The sequence below is a fragment of the Janthinobacterium sp. 61 genome (assembly GCF_002846335.1).
Lineage (GTDB): Bacteria > Pseudomonadota > Gammaproteobacteria > Burkholderiales > Burkholderiaceae_D > Janthinobacterium.
The window spans coordinates 3,795,397-3,815,573 of sequence record NZ_PJMQ01000001.1 but is presented as its reverse complement, the minus strand read 5'-3'; the positions used below and the strand labels follow the sequence as shown (position 1 = coordinate 3,815,573).

20 protein-coding genes are annotated in these 20,177 nt (G+C 64.4%); 11 read left to right on the top strand and 9 right to left on the bottom strand.

Going from position 1 to position 20,177, the window contains the following annotated elements:
- Positions 1 to 11: 11 nt before the first annotated feature.
- A complete protein-coding gene (locus CLU92_RS17365; RefSeq protein WP_101482914.1) occupies positions 12 to 383 on the bottom strand; it encodes a hypothetical protein in 372 nt (123 codons plus the stop codon).
- The gene (locus CLU92_RS17360) at positions 384 to 1,112 is read right to left on the bottom strand and encodes a hypothetical protein (RefSeq protein WP_101482913.1); all 729 of its coding nucleotides are present in this window, start codon (positions 1,110 to 1,112) and stop codon (positions 384 to 386) included.
- A 176-nt stretch (positions 1,113 to 1,288) separates the two neighbouring features.
- Between CLU92_RS17360 and CLU92_RS17355 the strand changes: the two genes are divergently transcribed.
- Positions 1,289 to 3,097 carry a diguanylate cyclase gene (locus CLU92_RS17355; protein WP_257561110.1) on the top strand — a complete coding sequence of 603 codons (1,809 nt, stop codon included), beginning with the start codon at positions 1,289 to 1,291 and terminating at the stop codon, positions 3,095 to 3,097.
- Here CLU92_RS17355 and CLU92_RS17350 read toward each other — a convergent pair.
- On the bottom strand, positions 3,087 to 3,569 hold the full coding sequence (locus tag CLU92_RS17350; RefSeq protein ID WP_101482912.1) for a CinA family protein: 483 nt from the start codon (positions 3,567 to 3,569) through the stop codon (positions 3,087 to 3,089). The two genes, CLU92_RS17355 and CLU92_RS17350, sit on opposite strands and share 11 nt — an antisense overlap.
- Before the next feature lie 223 nt (positions 3,570 to 3,792).
- Between CLU92_RS17350 and CLU92_RS17345 the strand changes: the two genes are divergently transcribed.
- The 3 genes from CLU92_RS17345 to CLU92_RS17335 are packed head-to-tail and all read left to right on the top strand — an operon-like array spanning position 3,793 to position 9,014.
- On the top strand, positions 3,793 to 4,410 hold the full coding sequence (locus CLU92_RS17345) for a YfiR family protein (protein ID WP_180338535.1): 618 nt from the start codon (positions 3,793 to 3,795) through the stop codon (positions 4,408 to 4,410).
- Entirely contained in the window at positions 4,411 to 6,441 is a 2,031-nt protein-coding gene (locus CLU92_RS17340) for an ATP-binding protein (protein ID WP_101482910.1), read from the top strand.
- On the top strand, positions 6,438 to 9,014 hold the full coding sequence (locus CLU92_RS17335) for an EAL domain-containing protein (protein ID WP_101482909.1): 2,577 nt from the start codon (positions 6,438 to 6,440) through the stop codon (positions 9,012 to 9,014). The genes CLU92_RS17340 and CLU92_RS17335 overlap by 4 nt, the downstream gene beginning before the upstream one ends.
- Before the next feature lies 1 nt (position 9,015).
- Here the strand turns inward: CLU92_RS17335 and thiL are convergent, their stop codons facing one another.
- Positions 9,016 to 9,996: a thiamine-phosphate kinase gene (thiL, locus tag CLU92_RS17330; RefSeq protein ID WP_101482908.1), complete on the bottom strand. Its 981-nt coding sequence runs from the start codon at positions 9,994 to 9,996 to the stop codon at positions 9,016 to 9,018.
- Positions 9,997 to 10,085: 89 nt separating this feature from the next.
- Here thiL and CLU92_RS17325 point away from each other — a divergent pair, with 89 nt between their 5' ends.
- The gene (locus tag CLU92_RS17325) at positions 10,086 to 10,691 is read left to right on the top strand and encodes a hypothetical protein (protein ID WP_101482907.1); all 606 of its coding nucleotides are present in this window, start codon (positions 10,086 to 10,088) and stop codon (positions 10,689 to 10,691) included.
- On the opposite strand, the gene CLU92_RS17320 is transcribed toward CLU92_RS17325, so the two are convergent.
- Complete coding sequence (locus tag CLU92_RS17320; protein ID WP_101482906.1) at positions 10,688 to 11,209, bottom strand: MarR family winged helix-turn-helix transcriptional regulator; 522 nt, start codon at positions 11,207 to 11,209, stop codon at positions 10,688 to 10,690. The two genes, CLU92_RS17325 and CLU92_RS17320, sit on opposite strands and share 4 nt — an antisense overlap.
- 121 nt (positions 11,210 to 11,330) lie before the next feature.
- Between CLU92_RS17320 and CLU92_RS17315 the strand changes: the two genes are divergently transcribed.
- The 4 genes from CLU92_RS17315 to CLU92_RS17300 all read left to right on the top strand — a co-directional run bounded on the left by CLU92_RS17315 (position 11,331) and on the right by CLU92_RS17300 (position 16,015).
- Positions 11,331 to 12,518, top strand: a complete 1,188-nt coding sequence (locus CLU92_RS17315) for an MFS transporter (RefSeq protein ID WP_101482905.1) — start codon at positions 11,331 to 11,333, stop codon at positions 12,516 to 12,518.
- A 40-nt stretch (positions 12,519 to 12,558) separates the two neighbouring features.
- On the top strand, positions 12,559 to 13,152 hold the full coding sequence (locus CLU92_RS17310) for an SMI1/KNR4 family protein (RefSeq protein ID WP_101482904.1): 594 nt from the start codon (positions 12,559 to 12,561) through the stop codon (positions 13,150 to 13,152).
- A complete protein-coding gene (locus CLU92_RS17305; protein ID WP_208327681.1) occupies positions 13,145 to 13,504 on the top strand; it encodes a hypothetical protein in 360 nt (119 codons plus the stop codon). Before CLU92_RS17310 ends, CLU92_RS17305 begins: the two co-directional genes overlap by 8 nt.
- 192 nt (positions 13,505 to 13,696) lie before the next feature.
- A complete protein-coding gene (locus tag CLU92_RS17300) occupies positions 13,697 to 16,015 on the top strand; it encodes an NADP-dependent malic enzyme (RefSeq protein ID WP_101482903.1) in 2,319 nt (772 codons plus the stop codon).
- Between the two features lie 56 nt (positions 16,016 to 16,071).
- Here the strand turns inward: CLU92_RS17300 and CLU92_RS17295 are convergent, their stop codons facing one another.
- The 4 genes from CLU92_RS17295 to CLU92_RS17280 all read right to left on the bottom strand — a co-directional run bounded on the left by CLU92_RS17295 (position 16,072) and on the right by CLU92_RS17280 (position 18,952).
- Positions 16,072 to 16,908, bottom strand: coding sequence for a universal stress protein (locus tag CLU92_RS17295; protein WP_101482902.1), 837 nt, complete (start codon positions 16,906 to 16,908; stop codon positions 16,072 to 16,074).
- A gap of 309 nt (positions 16,909 to 17,217) precedes the next feature.
- A complete protein-coding gene (locus CLU92_RS17290) occupies positions 17,218 to 17,718 on the bottom strand; it encodes a hypothetical protein (protein ID WP_101482901.1) in 501 nt (166 codons plus the stop codon).
- A 63-nt stretch (positions 17,719 to 17,781) separates the two neighbouring features.
- On the bottom strand, positions 17,782 to 18,528 hold the full coding sequence (locus CLU92_RS17285; protein ID WP_101482900.1) for a M56 family metallopeptidase: 747 nt from the start codon (positions 18,526 to 18,528) through the stop codon (positions 17,782 to 17,784).
- Between the two features lie 7 nt (positions 18,529 to 18,535).
- Entirely contained in the window at positions 18,536 to 18,952 is a 417-nt protein-coding gene (locus CLU92_RS17280; protein WP_101482899.1) for a GNAT family N-acetyltransferase, read from the bottom strand.
- 145 nt (positions 18,953 to 19,097) lie between these two features.
- Between CLU92_RS17280 and CLU92_RS17275 the strand changes: the two genes are divergently transcribed.
- Together CLU92_RS17275 and CLU92_RS17270 are read left to right on the top strand one after the other, a co-directional pair.
- Positions 19,098 to 19,490, top strand: a complete 393-nt coding sequence (locus tag CLU92_RS17275; protein WP_101482898.1) for an Imm10 family immunity protein — start codon at positions 19,098 to 19,100, stop codon at positions 19,488 to 19,490.
- Between the two features lie 69 nt (positions 19,491 to 19,559).
- Positions 19,560 to 20,138 (top strand): NnrU family protein, encoded by a 579-nt coding sequence (locus CLU92_RS17270; protein WP_101482897.1) that lies wholly within the window; start codon positions 19,560 to 19,562, stop codon positions 20,136 to 20,138.
- The last annotated feature ends 39 nt before the right edge of the window (positions 20,139 to 20,177 follow it).

The following is a 20,177-nucleotide window of genomic DNA, read 5'->3' as shown; positions in this document are numbered from 1 at the left end:
AACGGTCGGTGCTACAGTTTATACAGCAGGGCCGCGCCGCCCAGCACCAGCAGCGCGCAGGCGAGCGAGACGATGGCGGCCGCGCCCAGCATTCGCCATTCGCGCGGTGTGAAGCTGGCCGGCCCGGCCGGCGATGGCGCGGGTACGGGCGCTTTCGGCGCTGGCTGGGCCATGGCTGCCGCCGGCAGTGCCGGCAAGCCGCCCGCCGCGCGTGCCTGCGCCGCCAGCGCTTGCGTGGCGGCGTCCAGCAGGGCCAGTTGGCGCTCGACGGTTTCCGCCAGCACCGCTTCGTTCAGCGCCACCAGGGCGAATATCGGGTCGTCAACGTCGATCTTGATGCCCGTCTTGTCGAACACGTGACTGCGCAGTTTGTGCTGGTCCATCTACCATTGCACCTTGTCGAGTTGTTCGAAGATGTCGCGGTAGACGACCTTGATGCGCTGTTTTTCCATGATGTTGAACTTGTCGTTCTGCAGCACTTCCTGCATCGTCAGGCGTGCCGTGTTCATTTTCTTGACATCCGCGCCGAAGGTGTCGGGATTGCGTTGGCTCAAGGTGATGCTGCCCTTGACGCGAGCGCGGTTGTCGGCATACGACTGCGATTCGACAAACTGCTTGCCGGACGCCGATTGCAGCAGGCCGAAGTGTTCGTTTTGCCACAGCACCAGCGGCACTTTCGTCGCTTGCGCCGTGGCGACAAAACCCGTGGCCGTGTCGTGCAGGGTATCGCCGCCGCCGACGATGGTGTGGATATACACCTTGCGGCCCGATTCTTCCAGCAGCGAAAAACAGTCGTTTTCCAACAGGTAGCCCATCAGCGGCGAAAATGTGTTCGCGCCATTGTCGACCACGCAGTTGCCGTCTGTGTCGAGGATATCGATCATCAGCGCGTCAAAGCGTTTCGGGTCGATGTTGCGCGCATCCGTCATCACGGGCACATGCTTGACGTTCATTGCCTTGTAGCGCGAGAACGTGGCGTTTTCCTGATCAGTGTCATAGCAGCGCAAGGGCGTGTCGTCCTTGCCGCCTATCCATTGGGCCAGCAGGGTCGAAACGAGGGTCTTGCCGATGCCGCCCTTGCCCTGCAGGATGAAATGTACCGTGTTTTGCATTGCGACTACTCCAAGTTGTTGCGTCAGTGACAATCAAAGATCCGTGACGGCGGCGCGCGCGCCCGGCGAGGCCACGAATGGCATTTTTACCACAATCCTTTGCAAATATGCCATGCGGAACAGCGAATCTGGTTATGATGTTAATCAGGATACCATTGATACAGAGCAAGTTTTGTGTGAAAAATCCACCCCAGAGTGTGAACGAGGACGCAGTGCCGATCTCCAGTCTCGATAAAGCCGATATTGACCGTCTGAATCAGCAAGCCCTGTCTTGCCTGGTTGGCAACCGCCGCCAGGCACGCCGGCTGGCGCAGATGGCGCTGACGGCGGCGCAACGGCAACAGTATGCGCGCGGCGGCGCGTATGCGGAACTCAATCATTGCTGGCTGGCGTATTACGCGGGCGAGGCTGAGCCGTCGTGCGAGCGCCTGGGCGGGTATTTCCAGCATAGCGGCGACCTGGAAGGGGGCATGGAAGTGGCGGCCCTGCAGGGCGCGTATGCGAGCCGGCGCGGCGACTTTGCCGATGCCGAGCAGCATTTCCTGCAAGCGCGCAGCCTGGCCGCGCAGATACCCGACTCGCTGCACAAGTTCATGCTCTACGCGCGCCTGGGCGTCGATGCCCTGAACCGTGGCGATACGCAGGACGGCCCGCGCAATTTTTTGCTGGCACTGGACATCGCCGAGCGCTTCGGCAGCCCTGCGCACCGGGTCAACAGCCTGTCGAACCTGGCGTCGTCGCAGCATGACCTGGGCAACGATGAAGATGCCATTCCCCTGCTGGTCGAGGCGCTCGACATCATCGGTACGCAAAAGCTCAAATACCAGCAAACCATCGTCTCGGCCAATCTGGCCATGTGCCTGCTGGCCACGGGCAAACCGACCGAAGCGCTGGCGCTGGTGGAACCGTTTTACGAGTGGCCGGAAGAAGACCTGGCCGTGCGCGCCTTCTTGTTTTGCATCGCCGCCCACGCTGCCATCCTGCTGCAACAGCCCGATAGCGCCTTGCAACTGCTGTTGCGGGCCGAAGAATACGCGCGCCGGGGCCAGGACCTGGAAGAGCAGATGCATGCGTGGCTGGTGCGCGGCAAGCTGGACCTGCACGCGGGCCAGACGGCACATGCCTTGGCGTCCCTGACGCAGGCGCACAGCCTGCTGAGCTGGACGCGCAATCCATTCCACCAGCAGCAGATCTTGCGGGGACTGGCCGACATCAATGCCCAGCTGGGCGAATGGGAAGCCGCGTATGGTTTCCTGCAGCAATACCAGGCCGCCTACGAGGCCGGCAGCAGGTCGGCGCGCGCCTCGCGCAGCCTGATGCGCAACCTGGAAAAGGAAATGCACAGCCTGAAAGCCGAGCGCGACAAGGCGCTGGAACTGCAGGCGGCGCGCGAGACGGAAAACGCCAAGCTTGAGCACCTGAACCGCGAACTGGCGCACCAGATCCTGCATGTCAATTCCCTGCAGGACAGCCTGAAGGAGCAGGCCATGCGCGACCACCTGACGGGCCTGTACAACCGCCGCCATTTTGAAACCTGCCTCAATGCCATCTTGCACGAAGCCGATGCGGATGCGCCCGTGGCCATCGCCATCATCGATCTGGATTTCTTCAAGCGCGTCAACGATACCTACGGGCATAATTTTGGCGATGAAGTGCTGATCCAGTTCGCGCGCCTGGTGGAAAGCCAGCTGCGCGGCAGCGACATGCTGTGCCGTTATGGCGGCGAGGAATTCTGCCTGCTGTTGCGCGAAGCCGACAGCACCATCGCGGCGCACAAGATCGACGATATCGCTGCGCGCTACCGTCAGTTGCTGATCCAGCAGGCGCCGCACAGCCTGACCGGCTGCACCTTTTCGGCCGGCATCGCCGAATATCCGCGCCACGGCGCCGGCCGCCACGAATTGCTGATGCGTGCCGACAGCGCCCTGTACGCGGCCAAGCAGGCCGGCCGCGACCGTGCCTGCATCGCCGACGCTACTGGATAAAACGCAGCAGTTCGCGCAGGGCGTGCGCCACCGCCTGCTCGCGCACGGCCTGGCGATCGCCCGCAAACACCAGTCGCTGCGTCTGCACACGCCCGTCCATGGCCCAGCCGAAGCAGACGGTGCCAACGGGCTTGCCGGGCACGCCGCCCGTGGGGCCGGCAATGCCCGTGGTCGAGACGGCCACCTGGGCCTCGCTGTGGGCCAGGGTACCTTGCGCCATGGCGGCGGCCACTTCCTCGCTGACGGCGCCATGTGCGGCGATCAGCTCGGCGGGCACGCCCAGCATGCTGCTTTTGGCCCCGTTGGAATAGGTGACGAAGCCCCGTTCGAACCAGGCGCTCGACCCGCTGATGTCGGTGACGGCCTGCGCCACGCCGCCGCCCGTGCACGATTCGGCCGTGGCCAGCAGCAGGCCCTTTGCCTGCAAGGCCAGGCCGACCGCGGTGGAGAGGGGGATGTGTTCCTTGCTCATGGATGACTCCTGCATGCGGTGAAAATGGTGGCAAGACTGTAGCATGGTCAACGGCAAAAGAAACTTTCCCCGGTAACAGCGAAAATGCGTACACTCTTTTATACATTTGCTACCACTTCGGGCCGGCAGGCGCTCTGTCGCTGCGCCACCCTGGTGCGCATCGCTCGAACCGGCAAGCGGCATGGTGCCGCGCCTTCGTATGCATTCTCTTTACTCGGTTGTCATGGCAATTTTGAACTGGTCCTGGTGGCGTCATCCTGGCCCCCTGCGCCGCCCCGTGCGCGGCGCCGGCCGCCGCTCCCTCCACTTGGGCTGGCTATTGCTGCTCCTGGGCGTGCTGTGCGCCGATGCGCGGGCGCAGGTGCCGGGGGAGCTGGAACGCCAGGTCAAGGCCGGGTATCTGTACAAGTTTGCCGGCTATGTCGAGTGGCCAGACGGCAGCTTTGTCCGGCCAGACTCTCCCCTGGTGATCGGCGTGGCTGGCGCCGATGCGCTGGCCGAGCAGCTCGAACAGAGCGTGGCCGGGCACAGCGTCAACGGCCGCGCCGTGCAGGTAAAAAAAGTGCGCCGCGGCGAAGCGCTGGCCGGGCTGCACGTGCTGTACCTGGGCGCGCTGGATAAAACGGCGCTGCAGGAGATGCTGGCCGCCAGCCGTGGCCTGGCGTTGTTGACGGTGTCCGATTCGGATGAGGTCTACGCGATGGGCAGCATGATCAATTTTGTGATGGCCGAGGACAAGGTGCGCTTCGACGTGGCCCTGAAGCCCGTGGCGCAGGCGCATATCCGCATCAGCGCGCGCATGCTGCTGGCCGCTTATCGCGTGCAGACGGGGGGCGCCTAGATGATCAGACTGCGTTCCATCCGCCACAAGCTGATGTCGGTGGTCTTGCTGACCACCCTGGTGGCGCTCGTCATTTCGCTGGGCACCATCGTCGTCTACGACTTGCGCGCCTACCACCGCAACCTGGTAGCCGATATCAGTACTCAGGCCGAGCTGCTGGGGCACATGAGCTCGGCCGCGCTGGCCTTCGACGACGAACGCCTAGCGCTGGAAAACCTCAACCTGATGCGCATCCGCCCGCGCGTGACGGCCGGCGCCCTGTACAAGGCCGATGGCAGCCTGTTTGCCAGCTATCGCGCAAATGCGCATGTGGGCGAGCTGCCGGCGAAGGTGGGCAAGGAAGGTGTAAGCATCCAGGGCAGCTCGGTGGAACTGTTCAAGCCCATCGTCGACAATGGCGAATTGCTGGGCACCGTGTATCTGCGCGCCGATTACGAGCTTGCCGGCCGCGCGGCCGACTACCTGGCCATCGCGCTGGGCGTGACGGTGCTGGCGCTGCTGGTGGCCTTGCTGCTGCTGCGCCGCCTCGATTTCGTCATCACGCAGCCCATCCTCGATATCGCCGACGTGGCGCGCGAAGTGATCGAGACGGGCGACTACTCGCGCCGCGCGCGCAAGCTCAGCGTCGACGAAGTGGCGCAGCTGGTCGATTCCTTCAACAAGATGCTGGCCGAGATCGAGCTGCGCACGCACGCGCTGGAGCGCTCGAACGGCGAGCTGGCGCGCGAAGGAGAGCAGCGCACCCACGCGCAGCAGGAAGTCATGCGCCTGAACCAGGAACTGGAAGTGCGCGTGCACGAGCGCACGATGCAGCTGGAAATGACGAATGGCGAGCTGGCCATGGCGATGGAAGAGGCGCGCAGCGCCAACTATGCGAAGTCGGCGTTCCTGTCGTCGATGAGCCATGAATTGCGCACGCCACTGAACGCCATCCTGGGTTTTGCGCAAATCCTCAGTTCCGACCGCCTGCCGTCGACCCTGGAACAAAAGAAGGAGTTCGCCGGCCATATCCTGAAATCGGGGCGCCACTTGCTGACCCTGATCAATGAAATCCTCGACCTGGCAAAGGTGGAGTCGGGCACGGTCAGCCTATCGCTTGAACCCGTGGGACTGGACGCCATCTTGCAGGAATGCCGCGACATGATCGCGCCGCTGGCCAGCCAGCGCGGCATCGGCATGGCTTTCCCCGACGCCTGTCCCCTCAACGTGCTGGCCGACCGCACGCGCCTCAAGCAAATTCTGCTGAACCTGCTGTCGAATGCGCTCAAGTACAACCGGGAACAGGGGCAGGTGGCCATCGATTGCGCACCGCAGGTCGGCGGACGCGTGCGTATCAGCGTGCGCGATACGGGCGTGGGACTCGATGCCGAACAGGTGGCGCTGCTGTTCCAGCCCTTCAACCGGCTGGGGCAAGAGGGCGGCACGGAAGAAGGCAGCGGCATCGGCCTGGTGGTGACCAAGCGCCTGGTGGAATTGATGGATGGCAGTATCGGCGTGACGAGTGCGCCCGGCGAAGGCAGCACGTTCTGGATCGAACTGCGCGTGGTCGATGCCGTGCCCGTCCCGAGCGCACCGGCCTTGCCGCGGCCGGACCTGGCCGGCGCGCTGCTCGACAATAGCGCCCCCGTCACCTTGCTGTATGTGGAAGACAATCCCGCCAACCTGACCCTGGTCGAGGAAATCGTGCGCTACTGCCCCCAATTGCAGCTGCTGACGGCAACGGATGGCCGCCTGGGCGTTGAGATGGCGCGCACGCATTTGCCGCAGTTGATCCTGATGGACATCAACCTGCCCCATGTGAATGGCACGGATGCGCTGAAGCTCTTGCGCGCCGATCCGCGCACGGCGCACATTCCCGTCATCGCCCTGACGGCCAATGCCATGCCGGGCGATGTGGAGCGCAGCATGGCGCTGGGCTTTTACCGCTACCTGACCAAGCCGATCAACCTCGATGAATTTACCGAGGCGATCAACAGTACCCTGGCCTATGTGGCGCAGCAGCGCCGGCAGAAGGGAACAGGCGCGCCATGATCAGCCAGGCCGATATCTATGCGGCGAAAATTCTTATCGTCGACGACCAGGAAGTCAATTTGCGCCTGCTCGAGCATTTGCTGGGCGGCGGCGGCTACACGGCCATCTCCAGCACTCTCGATGCGCGTGCCGTGGCCAGCCTGCACCAGCGCCATCAGTTTGACCTGATCATCCTGGACCTGGTGATGCCCGGCATGAGCGGCTATGCCGTGATGGACGCGCTGCGCCCGCTGGAGCTGGAAGGCTATTTACCCGTGCTGGTGATCGCCGCCGACCCGGACGCCAAGCTGGCCGCGCTGGAAGCGGGCGCGCGCGACTTCATCAGCAAGCCCTTCGACGCGCTCGAAGTGCTCACGCGCATACGCAACATGCTTGAAGTGCGGCTGCTGCACCGCGCCGCGCGACACTACAACACGCTGCTCGAACGCACGGTGGGCCAGCGCACGGCCGAACTGCAGCGCTTTCGCGGCGCCATGGACGCCACCACCGACGCCATCTTCCTCGTCGATGTGCTGGGCATGACCCTGGTCGACGTCAACGACGGCGCATGCCGCCTGCTCGGCTATGCGCGCACCGAACTGCTGGCGCTGGCGCCCGGCACCTTGCTGCCATCGCCGCCGGCCCCGCCCCTGGCCGCGCTGCCGGGCGGCCAGGCCCACCTGGCCACGGAAGTGACGGAGTGCGAACTGGTGCGGCGCGACCTGAGCCTGGTGCCCGTGGAACTGGGCTGGCACTGGTATGCACAAGCGCCCGTGGCGGGTGGGCAGGGTGCGGGCGGCCTGCTGCTGATCGCCGTGGCGCGCGACATCAGCGAGCGGCGCCAGGCGCAGGAGCGCCTGAAGCACCTGGCCCACTATGATGGCTTGACGGGGCTGCCGAACCGCAGCCTGTTTTACCAGACCCTGGCCCAGGCCGTCGAACTGGCGCAGGAAAAAAGCTGGCGCATCGTGGTGCTGTTCATCGCGCTGGACCGTTTTAAAAGCATCAACGACACCCTGGGCGCAGCGCTGGGCGACGAATTGCTGCGCCAGTTCAGCAACCGCCTGGTCGAATGCGTGCGCCTGCGCGACACGGTGGGGCGCCTGGGCAACGACGAATTCGCGCTGATACTCACCATGAGCCGCAACCAGCAGGAAGCCGTGGCGGTGGCCAACCAGGTGCGCGAAGCCTTGCGCGCGCCGTTCGACTTGCGCGGTCACGCGGCCACCCTGACGGCCAGCATCGGCATCGCCATGTATCCGGACGACGCCACCGACCCGGAAACGCTCATTAAGTACGCGAATACGGCCATGGGCGGCGCCAAGCAGGCGGGGCGCGACGGCTACCGCTTTTTCACGGCTGGCATGAACGTGCAGGTGCTGGCGCGCCTGGACCTGGAACTGGCGCTGCGCCATGCGCTGGAACACGAGCAATTCATCCTGTACTACCAGCCCAAGGTGGATTTGCGCACGGGCCGCATCAGCGGCGTGGAAGCGCTGCTGCGCTGGCGCCGCCCCGGCTACGGCCTGGTGGCGCCGGCCGAATTCGTGCCCGTGCTGGAAGACACGGGCCTGATCGTGCGGGTGGGCGCCTGGGTGATTCAGGCTGCCTGCCGCCAGATCGCCGAGTGGCGCGACAGCGAAGTGGGGCCCGTGCATGTGGCAGTGAACGTGTCGAGCCGCCAGTTTGCCGAAGGCGACCTGGAAGGCGAGGTGACGCGCGCGCTGGAGCAGCACAACGTGGCGCCGGAACTGCTGGAACTGGAGCTGACAGAAACGGCGCTGATGTCGAACGCCGAGCGCACCATCGTCGTGCTGGGCAAGTTGAAGAAAATCGGCGTGAAAGTGGCCATCGACGATTTCGGCACCGGTTACTCCAGCCTTGCGTATTTGCAGCGCTTCCCCATCGACAAGCTGAAAATCGACATTGCCTTCGTGCGCAACATCACCAGCAATCCGAACGATGCGGCCATCGCGCTGGCCATCGTCAGCATGGCGCACAGCCTGAAATTGAGCGTGGTGGCCGAGGGCGTGGAGTCGCGCCCGCAGCTGGAATACCTGCGGCGCAACCGCTGCGACGAGATCCAGGGCTTTTATTTCAGCCGCGCCCTGCCGGCGCTGGAACTGGGGCAGATGATCGTCGCCGGCGCCGGCCTGCCGCCCGGCCACGACCCGGCCGCCCAGCCGGCGCAGACCCTGCTCATCGTCGACGACGACGTCAACGTGCTGTCGTCGCTGCACCGCCTGTTCCGTCCCGAAGGCTACCAGATCCTCACGGCCAGCACGCCGGCCGAAGGGTTTGAAATGCTGGCCCTGCACCGCGTTCACGTGATCGTCTGCGACCAGCGCATGCCCAGCATGAGTGGCACGGAGTTCCTCAGCAAGGTGAAGGAACTGTACCCGGAAACGATCCGCATCATCCTGTCTGGCTACACGGGCCTGGAAGCCGTGCTCGACTCGATCAACCGGGGCGCCATCTACCGTTTCTATACGAAACCGTGGGATGACACCCAGCTGCGCGACAACATCCGCCTGGCCTTCCAGCACTACTGGATGGTGAACCAGCCGGGACTGGCGCGCTTGGCGGTGCGCTAGCTCAGTCGCTGAAGTGGTCGAAAGAACTCAAGGCCAGATCCAGAGGCTGCCCGGCTGCATCGACCAGCCGCAAGCCTGATTGCGCCTCGATGCTGCCCACGCGCGTGACAGGCGTGCCGCAGCTTGCCGCCAGGGCGGCGATGGCATCGCGCGACGAGGCGGGCGCCGTGAAGCACAGCTCATAATCGTCGCCGCCAGCGGCCGTGTAGCGGCGGCGCAGGCCGGTTTCCTGCTGCGCCAGCACGGGGCCGGCAGGCAGGGCGTCGACGTCCAGGGTGGCGCCCACTTGCGAAGCCTTCAGAATATGGCCCAGGTCGCCCACCAGCCCGTCCGAAATGTCGATGGCAGCATGCGCGAGGCCCGCTTCCGCCAGGGCGCAGCCCAGCGCCACGCGCGGCGTGGGCGTGTGCATGCGCGCGGCGGCTGCCAGCAGGTCGGCTGGCGCCAGCTCCTGTTCCATGCGGTAGCCCGCCAGCGCCAGGCGCGCGTCGCCCACGGTACCACTGACCCAGATATCATCGCCCGCCACGGCTGCGCTGCGGCGCAGGGCCTGGCCCGGCGCCAGTTCGCCGAACACGGTGATGCAGATGTTCAGCGGGCCCTTGGTGGTGTCGCCGCCGATCAATTCGCAGCCGAATGCGTCGGCCAGCGCAAACAGGCCTTCGGCAAAGCCGGCCAGCCAGCTGCGCTCGGCTTGCGGCAGCGCCAGGGCCAGGGTAAAGGCCACGGGGCGCGCCCCCATGGCGGCCAGGTCGGACAGGTTCACGGCCAGGCTTTTATGGCCCAGCATGCGGGCGTCGGCGCCGGCAAAGAAGTGCCGGTCCTCGACCAGCATGTCCGAGGAAATGGCGATCTGCTTGCCGGCACTTGGCGTGAGCAGCGCGCAATCGTCGCCAATGCCCAGAGTGGCGCGGCCGGGGCGCTGGCGCACGAAGTATTGTTTGATCAGGTCGAATTCGGAAAGCGCGTCGTGTGGGGCCATGGCGTAGTCTGTGCGTTGAATGATGGTGTGGCCCGGCTATTATAGGCTGGCCTACAATACAGGCCTTTGCCACTGCCGAGCAGCTTACTATGCCCATCCTCGATATTCACGTCCTGTTGCAATCCTGGCTGGACCATGGCTGGCTGCGCGACCCGCAAGCTGTCGGCCTGGCCACCTTCGAGGCGCAGGAGCTGGTGGCGCACGGCTTCTATGCCGTCAGCGACGTCGACCAGCTGTGCCTGTACGAGGACGAGCGCCTGTTCCGCAGGGGCAAGCGGCCGGTGCATGTATTGTTCAAGGCGTTTCTGCAGCGCGGCCAGCTGGTCGCGAATAGCCTGGGCCTCGGTGATCAGGTGCACCTGGCCGGTTTTCTGCGCGCGGCTCGGCAGCCTTTGCCGGCGTTTCGCGTGCTGCTCGAGCATGGGGGCCGCAGCGGCGCCCTGCTGTTCGACAGCGGCCTGGTGCTGCAGTTTTCCGCCAACTTGTGGGGCAAGCCCCGTCATTACTACCTGACCCTGGTCGAGGGACATGTGGCCGACGCCCATGTTCCGGATCGCGACAGCGATATCGACTTGCGCGCGGCCAGCGTGGGCCATGTCCAGGCCCTGTACGACAGCCGCGACCCTGCTGAACTGAAGCGCCTGGCACGGCGCGGCAATGCGGCGCTGCGCGAACTGGCGGGCCTGCTCGCTTAGCCTTTCTTCGCCTGGGCCATACCCTGCAGCAGCTTGGCCAGCAACTGGTCGAGCTGGCGCTGCTCGTCCGCGCTGAGCGCCGACAGCATGGCGCGCTCGTTCTCCACGTGCAGCAACACCAGCTGTTCAATCAATGCCAGGCCCCGGGGCGTCAGGGCCACCAGCACGCCGCGGCGGTCCGTCGGGTGCTTCTGGCGTTCGATCAGGCCTGCCGCTTCCAGCCGGTCGATGCGGTTGGTCATGCCTCCCGAGGACAGCATGGCCGCCTCGTACAGTGCCGTCGGCGTCAGGCTGTACGGCGCTCCTGAGCGCCGCAGGGTCGCCAGCACGTCGAATTCGCCCGGTTGCAAGCCATGTTCGGCGAACAGCGGATTGAGCCAATCGCGCGCCATCAGCTGCGCCACCGTGCCCAGCTGGCCCACCAGCTGCATGGCGCCCGTATCCATCTGCGGCAGCTCGCGCTGCCATTGTGCTGCGGCAAATTGCGCGCGCGTATGTTCTTGCGGGGTCGTTGTCATGGGTAGGTATTTATCTCGACATCAAGATAGATTTCTATCTCTATGTTAAGATACTTTTCATCGAGTTATTCTATGACGCATTAAACCATGTGCCTCCCTGCGAGGCAAGGACTACTATCCCATGCCATCCTTACGCCCCGACACCGCCCCCCCTCCCTCGTCCGCCCTGCTGGTGGCCGCCATCATCCTGCTGGGCCTGAACCTGCGCCCCATCCTGGCCGCTATCGGCCCCTTGCTCGACAGCATCCAGGCCAGCACGGGCATCAGCAATGCCGACGCGGGCTTGCTGACCACCGTGCCCGTGTTCGCCATGGGCGTGTGTGCGCTGGCGGGTGCGCAGCTGCAGCGCCGTCTGGGCGTGACGCGCGGCATCTCGCTGGGCATCGCCATCATCGCTGCCGCCTGCGCGCTGCGCTGGCCCTTGCATGGCAGCGGCGGCCTGATCGCCACGGCAGCGCTGGGCGGCCTGGGCATTGCGCTGGTGCAAGCCTTGCTGCCAGCCTTCATCAAGCGTCATTTTCCCGCTCGGGCGGGCCAGTTGATGGGGTTTTACACGACGGGCATCATGGGCGGCGCGGCCATTGCCGCCGCGTCCGCCTCGCCGCTGGCACAGTCGCTGGGCTGGCAGGCGCTGCTGGCCCTGTGGGCGCTGCCCGCCGTGGCCGCCGCGCTGCTGTGGCGCCGTGCTGCCGCTTCGCGCGTGGAGGTGGCCAGCGGCGCAGGCGCCAGCCTGCCCGTGGGCAGCGGCCGCGCCTGGCTGTTGATGGTGTTTTTCGGCATCGGTACGGGCGCCTACACGCTGGTGCTGGCCTGGCTGCCGCCGTTTTACACGGAACTGGGCTGGAGTGCGGCCGACAGCGGCTTGCTGCTGGGTGCCCTGACCCTGGTGGAGGTGCTGGCGGGACTGGTGGTTTCAAGCATCATCCACCGCTTCCCCGACCGCCGCATCCTGCTGCTGTCCGTCTTGCTGTCCGTGCTGGTGGGACTGGCTTGCCTGATCGTGGCGCCCGCGCAACTGGCCATCCCCGCCGTGATCCTGCTGGGCTGTGGCATCGGCGCCCTGTTTCCCCTGTCGCTGATCGTCAGCATGGACCACGTGCGTGACCCGGCCGTCGCCGGCGCACTGCTGGGCTTTGTGCAGGGCGGCGGCTACATTATCGCCAGCAGCATGCCCTTCATTGCCGGATTGATCCGCCAGCATTCGTCCAGCCTGGCCCAGGCGTGGATGGTGATGGCCGGTGGCGTGGTGGTGTTATTGCTGATCGCGGTGCGCTTTGCGCCGGGAGGCAGGCTGGCCCAGTCGCGCTAGCGTGCGCATGGCGTGTGCTGGCAGCTGATATATTTCGCGCATGAACATCGTCGACCATTATTTAGCCGGCTTGCGCAAGGCCTTGCCGCCGGAACCGCTGGCGGAGCTGGCGCTGGCCAGCGGCGCCAGCACGGCGCAACTGGCCAGCTTGCGCCAGGCCTATCCGCTGTGCCCGGACAGCTTGCTGCACTTGCTGGGCAAGTACAACGGCACCTATTATCAGAAGTATGCCGGCGGCACGGTGCTGGTGTATATGCTGGGCTCGGACGTGTTCGAGTATCCGTATTATCTGAGTTCGGTCGAGCAGATCCTGGAGGATGGGCAGGCGAACCAGCGCAGCATCGCCGATATTTACGGCCATTACCTGAAAGACGATCCCGGCATCGTCGACGCCCGCATTGACGCCGCTATTCAGCAGGGCCAGCGCCTGTGTTTTTCGCATTGCATGAACAATGGCGGCTCCTCGCGGCTGTATATCGATTTCACGCCGGCGGCGTCGGGCAAGGTCGGGCAGATCGTGCGCTTCCTGCACGACCCCGACAACTACCAGGTCATCGCCGACAGCTTCGACGCCTATCTGCAAATGCTGATCGACGACGGCTACGGCTTCCTGATTGAGGAAAATTTTGAATAGCCCAGCCACCCCGCCATCGCTGCTGCCCCCCAACCGCCGCATCGTGCTGTCCGGCGAGGATGCGTTGCGCATCCTGTGCGAGATCGAATTCCTGCTGCAGTCGCTGCATCACATCGGCCGCCATTATTATCCCGACGGCGACGATGACGGCGCCGATGCGCTGCGCCGCGCGCAGTACTGTGCAGAGACGACACGCTTCATTGACGAGGAGCAAGCCACGACCCGTCTGGCGCTGATGCGCAGCATCCTGTCCGCGCCCTTCGACACCACCCTGGGCGCCGACGAGATGGACGATATCGAGCGCGCCGTCGAGGCATTGCCGCTGTGGCGTGCCGCTGGTGCTCTATCGTAAAAATTAATTGAAATTTAAAATTTGATAGTTTTTCCTGCTAAGGACGTTTGTGCCGCCGGACGGCCTTACAATGCTAGGTTATGCGTTTTCGTGATATCAGACTGTGGCTAGCGGAAAATACCTAGCTAATTGAAAGAATCGGTCTGATAAAATCCGGAACACCCGATCGACCAAACAGGAAGGCAGCACAGCATGGATTCGTCATCTGATAAAAAAGAAGAATTGCGTCAACAATTGCGCTTGGCCGCACTCGAATATCACGAGTGCCCGCGCCCCGGCAAAATCAGCGTGACGCCCACCAAACAACTGACCAACCAGCGCGACTTGGCGCTGGCCTACTCGCCAGGCGTGGCGGCACCCTGCGAAGAAATCGTCATCGATCCGGCCAACGTCTATAAATATACGGCGCGCGGCAACCTGGTGGCCGTCATCACCAACGGCACGGCCGTGCTGGGACTGGGTAATATCGGCCCGCTGGCCGCCAAGCCGGTGATGGAAGGCAAGGGCGTACTGTTCAAGAAATTTGCCGGCATCGACGTCTTCGACATCGAAATCAACGAGATGGACCCGGATAAACTGGTCGACATCATCGCTTCGCTGGAACCGACCTTCGGCGGCGTGAACCTGGAAGACATCAAGGCGCCCGAGTGCTTCTACATCGAGCGCCAGTTGCGCGACCGCATGAAGATCCCCGTCTTCCATGACGACCAGCACGGCACCGCCATCATCGTCGGCGCGGCCATCCTGAACGGCCTGAAAGCCGTCGGCAAGAAAATCGAGGAATGCAAGCTGGTCGTGTCGGGCGCGGGCGCTGCGGCGCTGGCCTGCCTGGACCTGATCGTTGACCTGGGCTTCCCCCTCAAAAACATCTACGTCACCGACCTGGCCGGCGTGGTCTACAAGGGCCGCACGGAACTGATGGACCCGGACAAGGAACGCTTCGCGCAAGACACGCCGCTGCGCACCCTGGCCGAGATCATCCCGGACGCCGACATTTTCCTCGGCGTTTCCGCCGGTGGCGTGCTGAAACAAGACATGGTGCGCAAGATGGCGCCGAACCCGCTGATCCTGGCGCTGGCCAACCCGAATCCGGAAATCCTGCCGGAAGAAGTCAAGGCCGTGCGCAGCGACGCCATCATCGCCACGGGCCGTTCGGACTATCCGAACCAGGTCAACAACGTGCTGTGCTTCCCGTACATCTTCCGCGGCGCCCTCGATTGCGGCGCAACGACGATTACGCGCGAGATGGAAATCGCCGTCGTGCACGCGATCGCCGACCTGGCGCATGCCGAGCAGTCGGACATCGTGGCCACGACGTATGGCATCAGCAACCTGTCGTTCGGTCCTGAATACCTGATCCCGATGCCGTTCGACCCTCGCCTCCTGATCAAGATCGCCCCGGCCGTCGCCAAGGCGGCCGAGGAATCGGGCGTCGCCACGCGTCCGATCAAGGACTTGCAAGCGTACGCGGACAGCCTGCAGCAATTCGTCTACCGCAGCGGCACCTTCATGAAGCCGCTGTTCCTGATGGCCAAGTCCACTCCGGCCGAACTCAAACGCATCGTCTACGCCGAAGGCGAAGAAGAGCGCGTGCTGCGCGCCGTGCAAGTGGTGGTCGATGAAAAACTGGCGCGTCCTATCCTGGTCGGCCGTCCACCCGTGCTTGAAGCGCGCATCCAGAAGTTCGGCCTGCGCCTCAAGCAAGGCGTCGACTTCGACGTCATCAACCCGGACTTCGACGAGCGCTATCGCGATTACTGGAACACGTATTACGCCATGACCAGCCGCAAGGGCGTCACCGAGGAATATGCGAAGCTGGAAATGCGTCGCCGCCACACCCTGATCGGCTCGATGATGATCCACAAGGGCGATGCTGACGGCATGATCTGCGGCACCTTCGGCACTACCCAGCTGCACCTGAAATACATCGACCAGGTGCTGGGCAAGCGCGCCGGCAGCAATGTCTACGCGGCGATGAACGTACTGATCATGCCGGAGCGCCAACTGGTGATGGTCGACACGCACGTCAACGAAAACCCGGACGCCGAACAATTGGCCGAGATCACTATCATGGCCGCCGAAGAGATGACCCGTTTTGGCCTGTCGCCGCGCGCGGCCCTGCTGTCGCATTCGAACTTCGGTTCCAGCGACAGTGCCTCGGCGCAAAAGATGCGCGCCGCGCTGGCCATCATCAAGGAACGCGCGCCGGACCTGGAAATCGACGGCGAAATGCACGGCGATACAGCCCTGGACAGCAAGCTGCGTCAAAAAATCATGCCAAACTCGGCACTGAAGAACGACGCCAACCTGCTGGTCATGCCGAACATCGAATCGGCCAACATCGCTTACAACCTGGTGAAGACGGCAGCCGGCAACGGCATCGCCGTGGGCCCGATCCTGCTCGGCTGCGCCAAGCCCGTGCACATCCTGACGCCATCGGCCACCGTGCGCCGCATCGTCAACATGACGGCACTCTGTGTCGTTGATGCCGTAGCACAACGCAAGGTCTGATCATTAGCACTTCCTGAAAGCCGCGCCATCCGCCAGGGTGGCGCGGCTTTTTTACGTCAGTGCGCCATCAGCACGGGCAAGGTCATCTGGCGCAGCACCGTTTCCGTCACGCCGCCCAATAAGATTTCGCGGAAGCGCGCGTGGCCGTAACCGCCCATCACCAGCAGCTTGGCATGCACTTCGGCGGCCATGGCCAGCAGCGCCGCGCCGATGTCGCCCGTGGCGACGGCCGGGCGCACTTCCACGGGCACGCCATGGCGGCTCAGGTAGGCGGCGATGTCGGCGCCCGGATGGCGTGCCGGCTGCGCATGGCCGGCCGGCGGGTGCAGCAGGGCCAGCACTACCAGGCGCGCCGCGCGCAAGAGGGGCAGGGCGTGGCCGATGGCGCGCGTCGCTTCCATGCTGCCATCCCAGGCCACCACCACGGTGTTGTTGACTTCCGCAAACTGGCCGCTGCGCGGCACGATCAGCACGGGGCGGGCCGCGTTGAGCATCACGTAGGGCACCAGGTCGCTCATGGCCCCGGGCAATGCCTCGCTGTCGTCGTGCTGGCTGAGCACCGTCAAGTCGCTGTAGCGGGCGCTGACGGCCATGCCGCCATCTTCATCGTCTTCGATCAGGCGCCGTTCCAGCGAGACGGCGCCGGCCTGGCGCGCCAGCGTCTCAAACTGGTCCAGCGCCCGTTCCGCCTGGCCGTGCAGTGCTGAAATCTGCGCCGCCACGGCGCCACCGCGCATGCCGCGATTGTTTTCCAGGGTAAAGCGCGACATGCCCGTCATCGCCGCGCCGATCAGGTGCGCCTGGTGCGCGTGCGCCAGCCGCGCCGCGATGGCGATGCGCTGCGGCGCATGACGCGACAGGTCGGCGTGGACCAGGATGGATTTGTAAGCCATGTTGTCACTCGGTAGTCAGGACGGCAACAAGGCTAGAACGGCAACACGGGCAAGTCCAGCATTGCCGTGCCGGATGGCGTTTTTCTTATGCGGGACTTGATATGGGTCAAAAAGAGACAGACCATGGTCATTTGCAATCCCATCGCGACAAAATGCCGACCTACTTGATATGCATCAATATGCTCGCGGCGCAGCCAGCGATAATGGTCGTGAACTCCTTGCCCTTCCAGTGGTCTGCATCGGCGTCGGCAGCATCGTGTCGGCACTTCTTTGTGTGACGCAACAACGCTGGCCGTGGCGGGAGTTCACTTAATTGTAGGGCTGCAAGTCCAGCCACACGGCATACGACAGGCGCTTGCCATTCCACAGCCCGCCGCCGCGAATGACGGCATCGCACGAGGTCAGCTGGCCCACCAGGTCCTGGCGGCCCAGATTGCGGCGCAGGCGCAGGGCGTCGTTGTGCGACAGGTAACCCACCAGCTGGCCATCGATGAAGACGGCGATGGCCTTGTCCTGGAACGGATTGGCATCGTCGCAGACGAGCAGGGCCAGGCATTTTTCTTCCGCGTTGCCAGGGCCGTGCTCGCCGGCCAGTTTGGCGATGGCGGGCTGGTACATCGATTCGTTTTCCACTTCCGACGCAAAGCGCCCCTCGTCGTTCCAGTGATGTGCAGGGGCACCGGGAGGAATCGCCGGCACGTACTGGCGCACCGAGACGAGCGGCTTGTGCAGCGGTTTCACGGGTGTGCGGCCGCTGAAGACGTAATACAGCAGGGCGATGACGATGACGATGGCAAGCAGGTAAAGCATGGTATCTCTCTGATTTCTAAGGTGGGAACCGGGGCGCGGGCGGGCTGCGCGGCGTTGCCGCTACTATAGCAAGTTCGTCGCCTGCTTCCGGGTAAATCTGGCCATCAGATGGCGGCGCCGGCGCAGTGCGCGCGGGGCGTTCAGTACGATGGGCGAGGCGCCCGTCAGCCCCGAATAATACTGGCCGTGCTGGCGCAGGACGATGGCATAGTCGCGCAGCGCGTGGCCGTGCGCCAGCATGCGTGCGTCGCAATCGACTTCGATGGCAAAGCGCAGCCGGTGCAACTGCCACCACAGGGGCAGGTTCCACGGCATGAGCACGAGCAATGCGTAGGCCAAGGCCAGCAGCTGCGGGTCGCGCGCGGCCAGCCGGCATTGCGCGTGCGCCAGCAGCAGCGCCTGCTGCCGGGGTGGAATCAGTTGCAGCCAGACGGGCATCACGATGCAGGGCCGTAGCAGCCCCGCCACGCAGGGGCCGATGCCTCCGCTCAGGAAGACGGGTGTACCCAGCAGACTGGTCTTTTGCCAGCGGCGCTGGTGCGACAGCAGCCAGGCGCTGCGCAGCGCCAACAGCAGTAGCATGCCCACCGACAAGACAAACCAGCCCAGTTTCAGCTGCGCCTGTTCCGCCGGCATGGCCGCCAGCACGCCCGGCAGCCATGCCAGGGGTACGATGACGGACGCGGCAATGGCCGCCAGCCACAGCCAGCGCGTCGTGCGCCCGTGCCGCTGCAGCAGGCGCTCGGCGCGCCAGGCGCCGGCCGACAGCAGCAGCGCCAGCGCCATGCTGCATAGTAGCCAGGCAGGCATCGGGCGCCTAGCGCTTCAGCGCCATGCCGACCGAGGCGGGCGCTGTGTGCTTGAAACCGAACTGCGCATACAGGTCTTGCGCCTGGCCATCGGCGATCAGGCTGACATACGCGCTTTCCGGCACGTCGCTGTCGATGAACTGGCGGATTTCGCGCATGATCAGCTTGCCCAAGCCCTGGCCCTGGTGGGCCGGCAGCACGGCGATATCGACCACCTGAAAGAAGCAGCCGCCATCGCCGATGACCCTGCCCATGCCCACCACGGTGTCGCCGTGCAGCACTTGCACGGCAAACAGGGAGTGGGGCAAGCCCTTGGCCGCTGCCTCCGTGGTTTTCGCGCTCAGGCCGGCGGCAACGCGCAGCTGCTGGTAGGTGGCGACCGGGGGAATGGCCAGGCGGGTGGTGTAGGGCGATGCTGCGGTCAAGACGCTCTCCTGTGAATTGGTTGGAGCGGCAATTATAGGCGGCGATGCGTTTCCGGGGCGGCACGCTTTATTCGTCGGCCCCTATGTCGTCCGGGGCGCTTTTGCGCTATGGTGGCGTCATCCCCCTATTTGTTGAAAGCACGCCATGTCCGCAGGATTTACCGCCACCGAATTGTCCGTTATTAATGAAGACGACGCCCTGATCACCTCCCTGGCCGCGCCAGCCGGCAAAGGCGAGCCCGTCTACCTGATGCTGCAGCGCGCCGACGAGTATGACGAGCAGGACGTCGCCATGGGCATGGACGAACCCTATATTGAGTATGGCGGCCAGGAATTTGCCTGGTATGGCCACATGCATGCCGTGATCCTGCATCCGAACCGCCTGTCCGTGCAGATGGATGCCGAGGCGGCCATGCAGATGGATGACGACGGCCAGATCGACGTGCGCTTTAATTTGACGCCCGAGCGCTACGCCCAGTTGCAACAGGCGCTGCGCACCACGTTCGAGGGCTGCGACTATTATCGCGAGGAACGTTGATCTGCGTGGCCGGCACCGGTCATGGTGTCGCGTATGCTCGATAGCTGGTAATGACTGCGGGAGAAGACGATGACGGTGCTGATACTCGGTTTGTTGCTGTTCCTGGGCTTGCACTCGGTGCGCATTGTCGCCGACGGCTGGCGCAGTGCGCAGCTGGCGCGCCTCGGCGAAAAGCGCTGGAAGGGGCTATATTCGCTCGTCGCGTTTGCCGGACTGGGCCTGATCATCTGGGGCTACGGCCTGGCGCGTCAGCAACAGCTGGTCCTGTGGGCGCCGCCCATGGGCTTGCGTCACGCCAGCGGCCTGCTGATGCTGTTCTCGCTGATTTTATTGGCAGCGGCCAATGTGCCGCGCAACCGCATCAAGACCTGGGTGCACCATCCCATGCTGCTGGGCACGCAACTCTGGGCCGTGGCACATCTGCTGGCCAACGGCAGCCTGGCCGACGTGTTGCTGTTCGGCGGCTTCCTCGCCTGGTCGCTGCTTGATCTGTATGCCGCCGTGCGGCGCGACCGCGCGACCGGCGTGGCATACCAGGGCGGCACCGTGACAGGCACCCTGATCGCCATAGTCGCGGGCTGTGCGCTGTGGCTGCTGCTGGCATTCTGGTTGCATGGCGTGCTGTTTGGCGTGCGGCCGTTTGGCTAGCCGGATGCGGCAGCTTCCCTGCTGCGGTGTCCGCTTGAA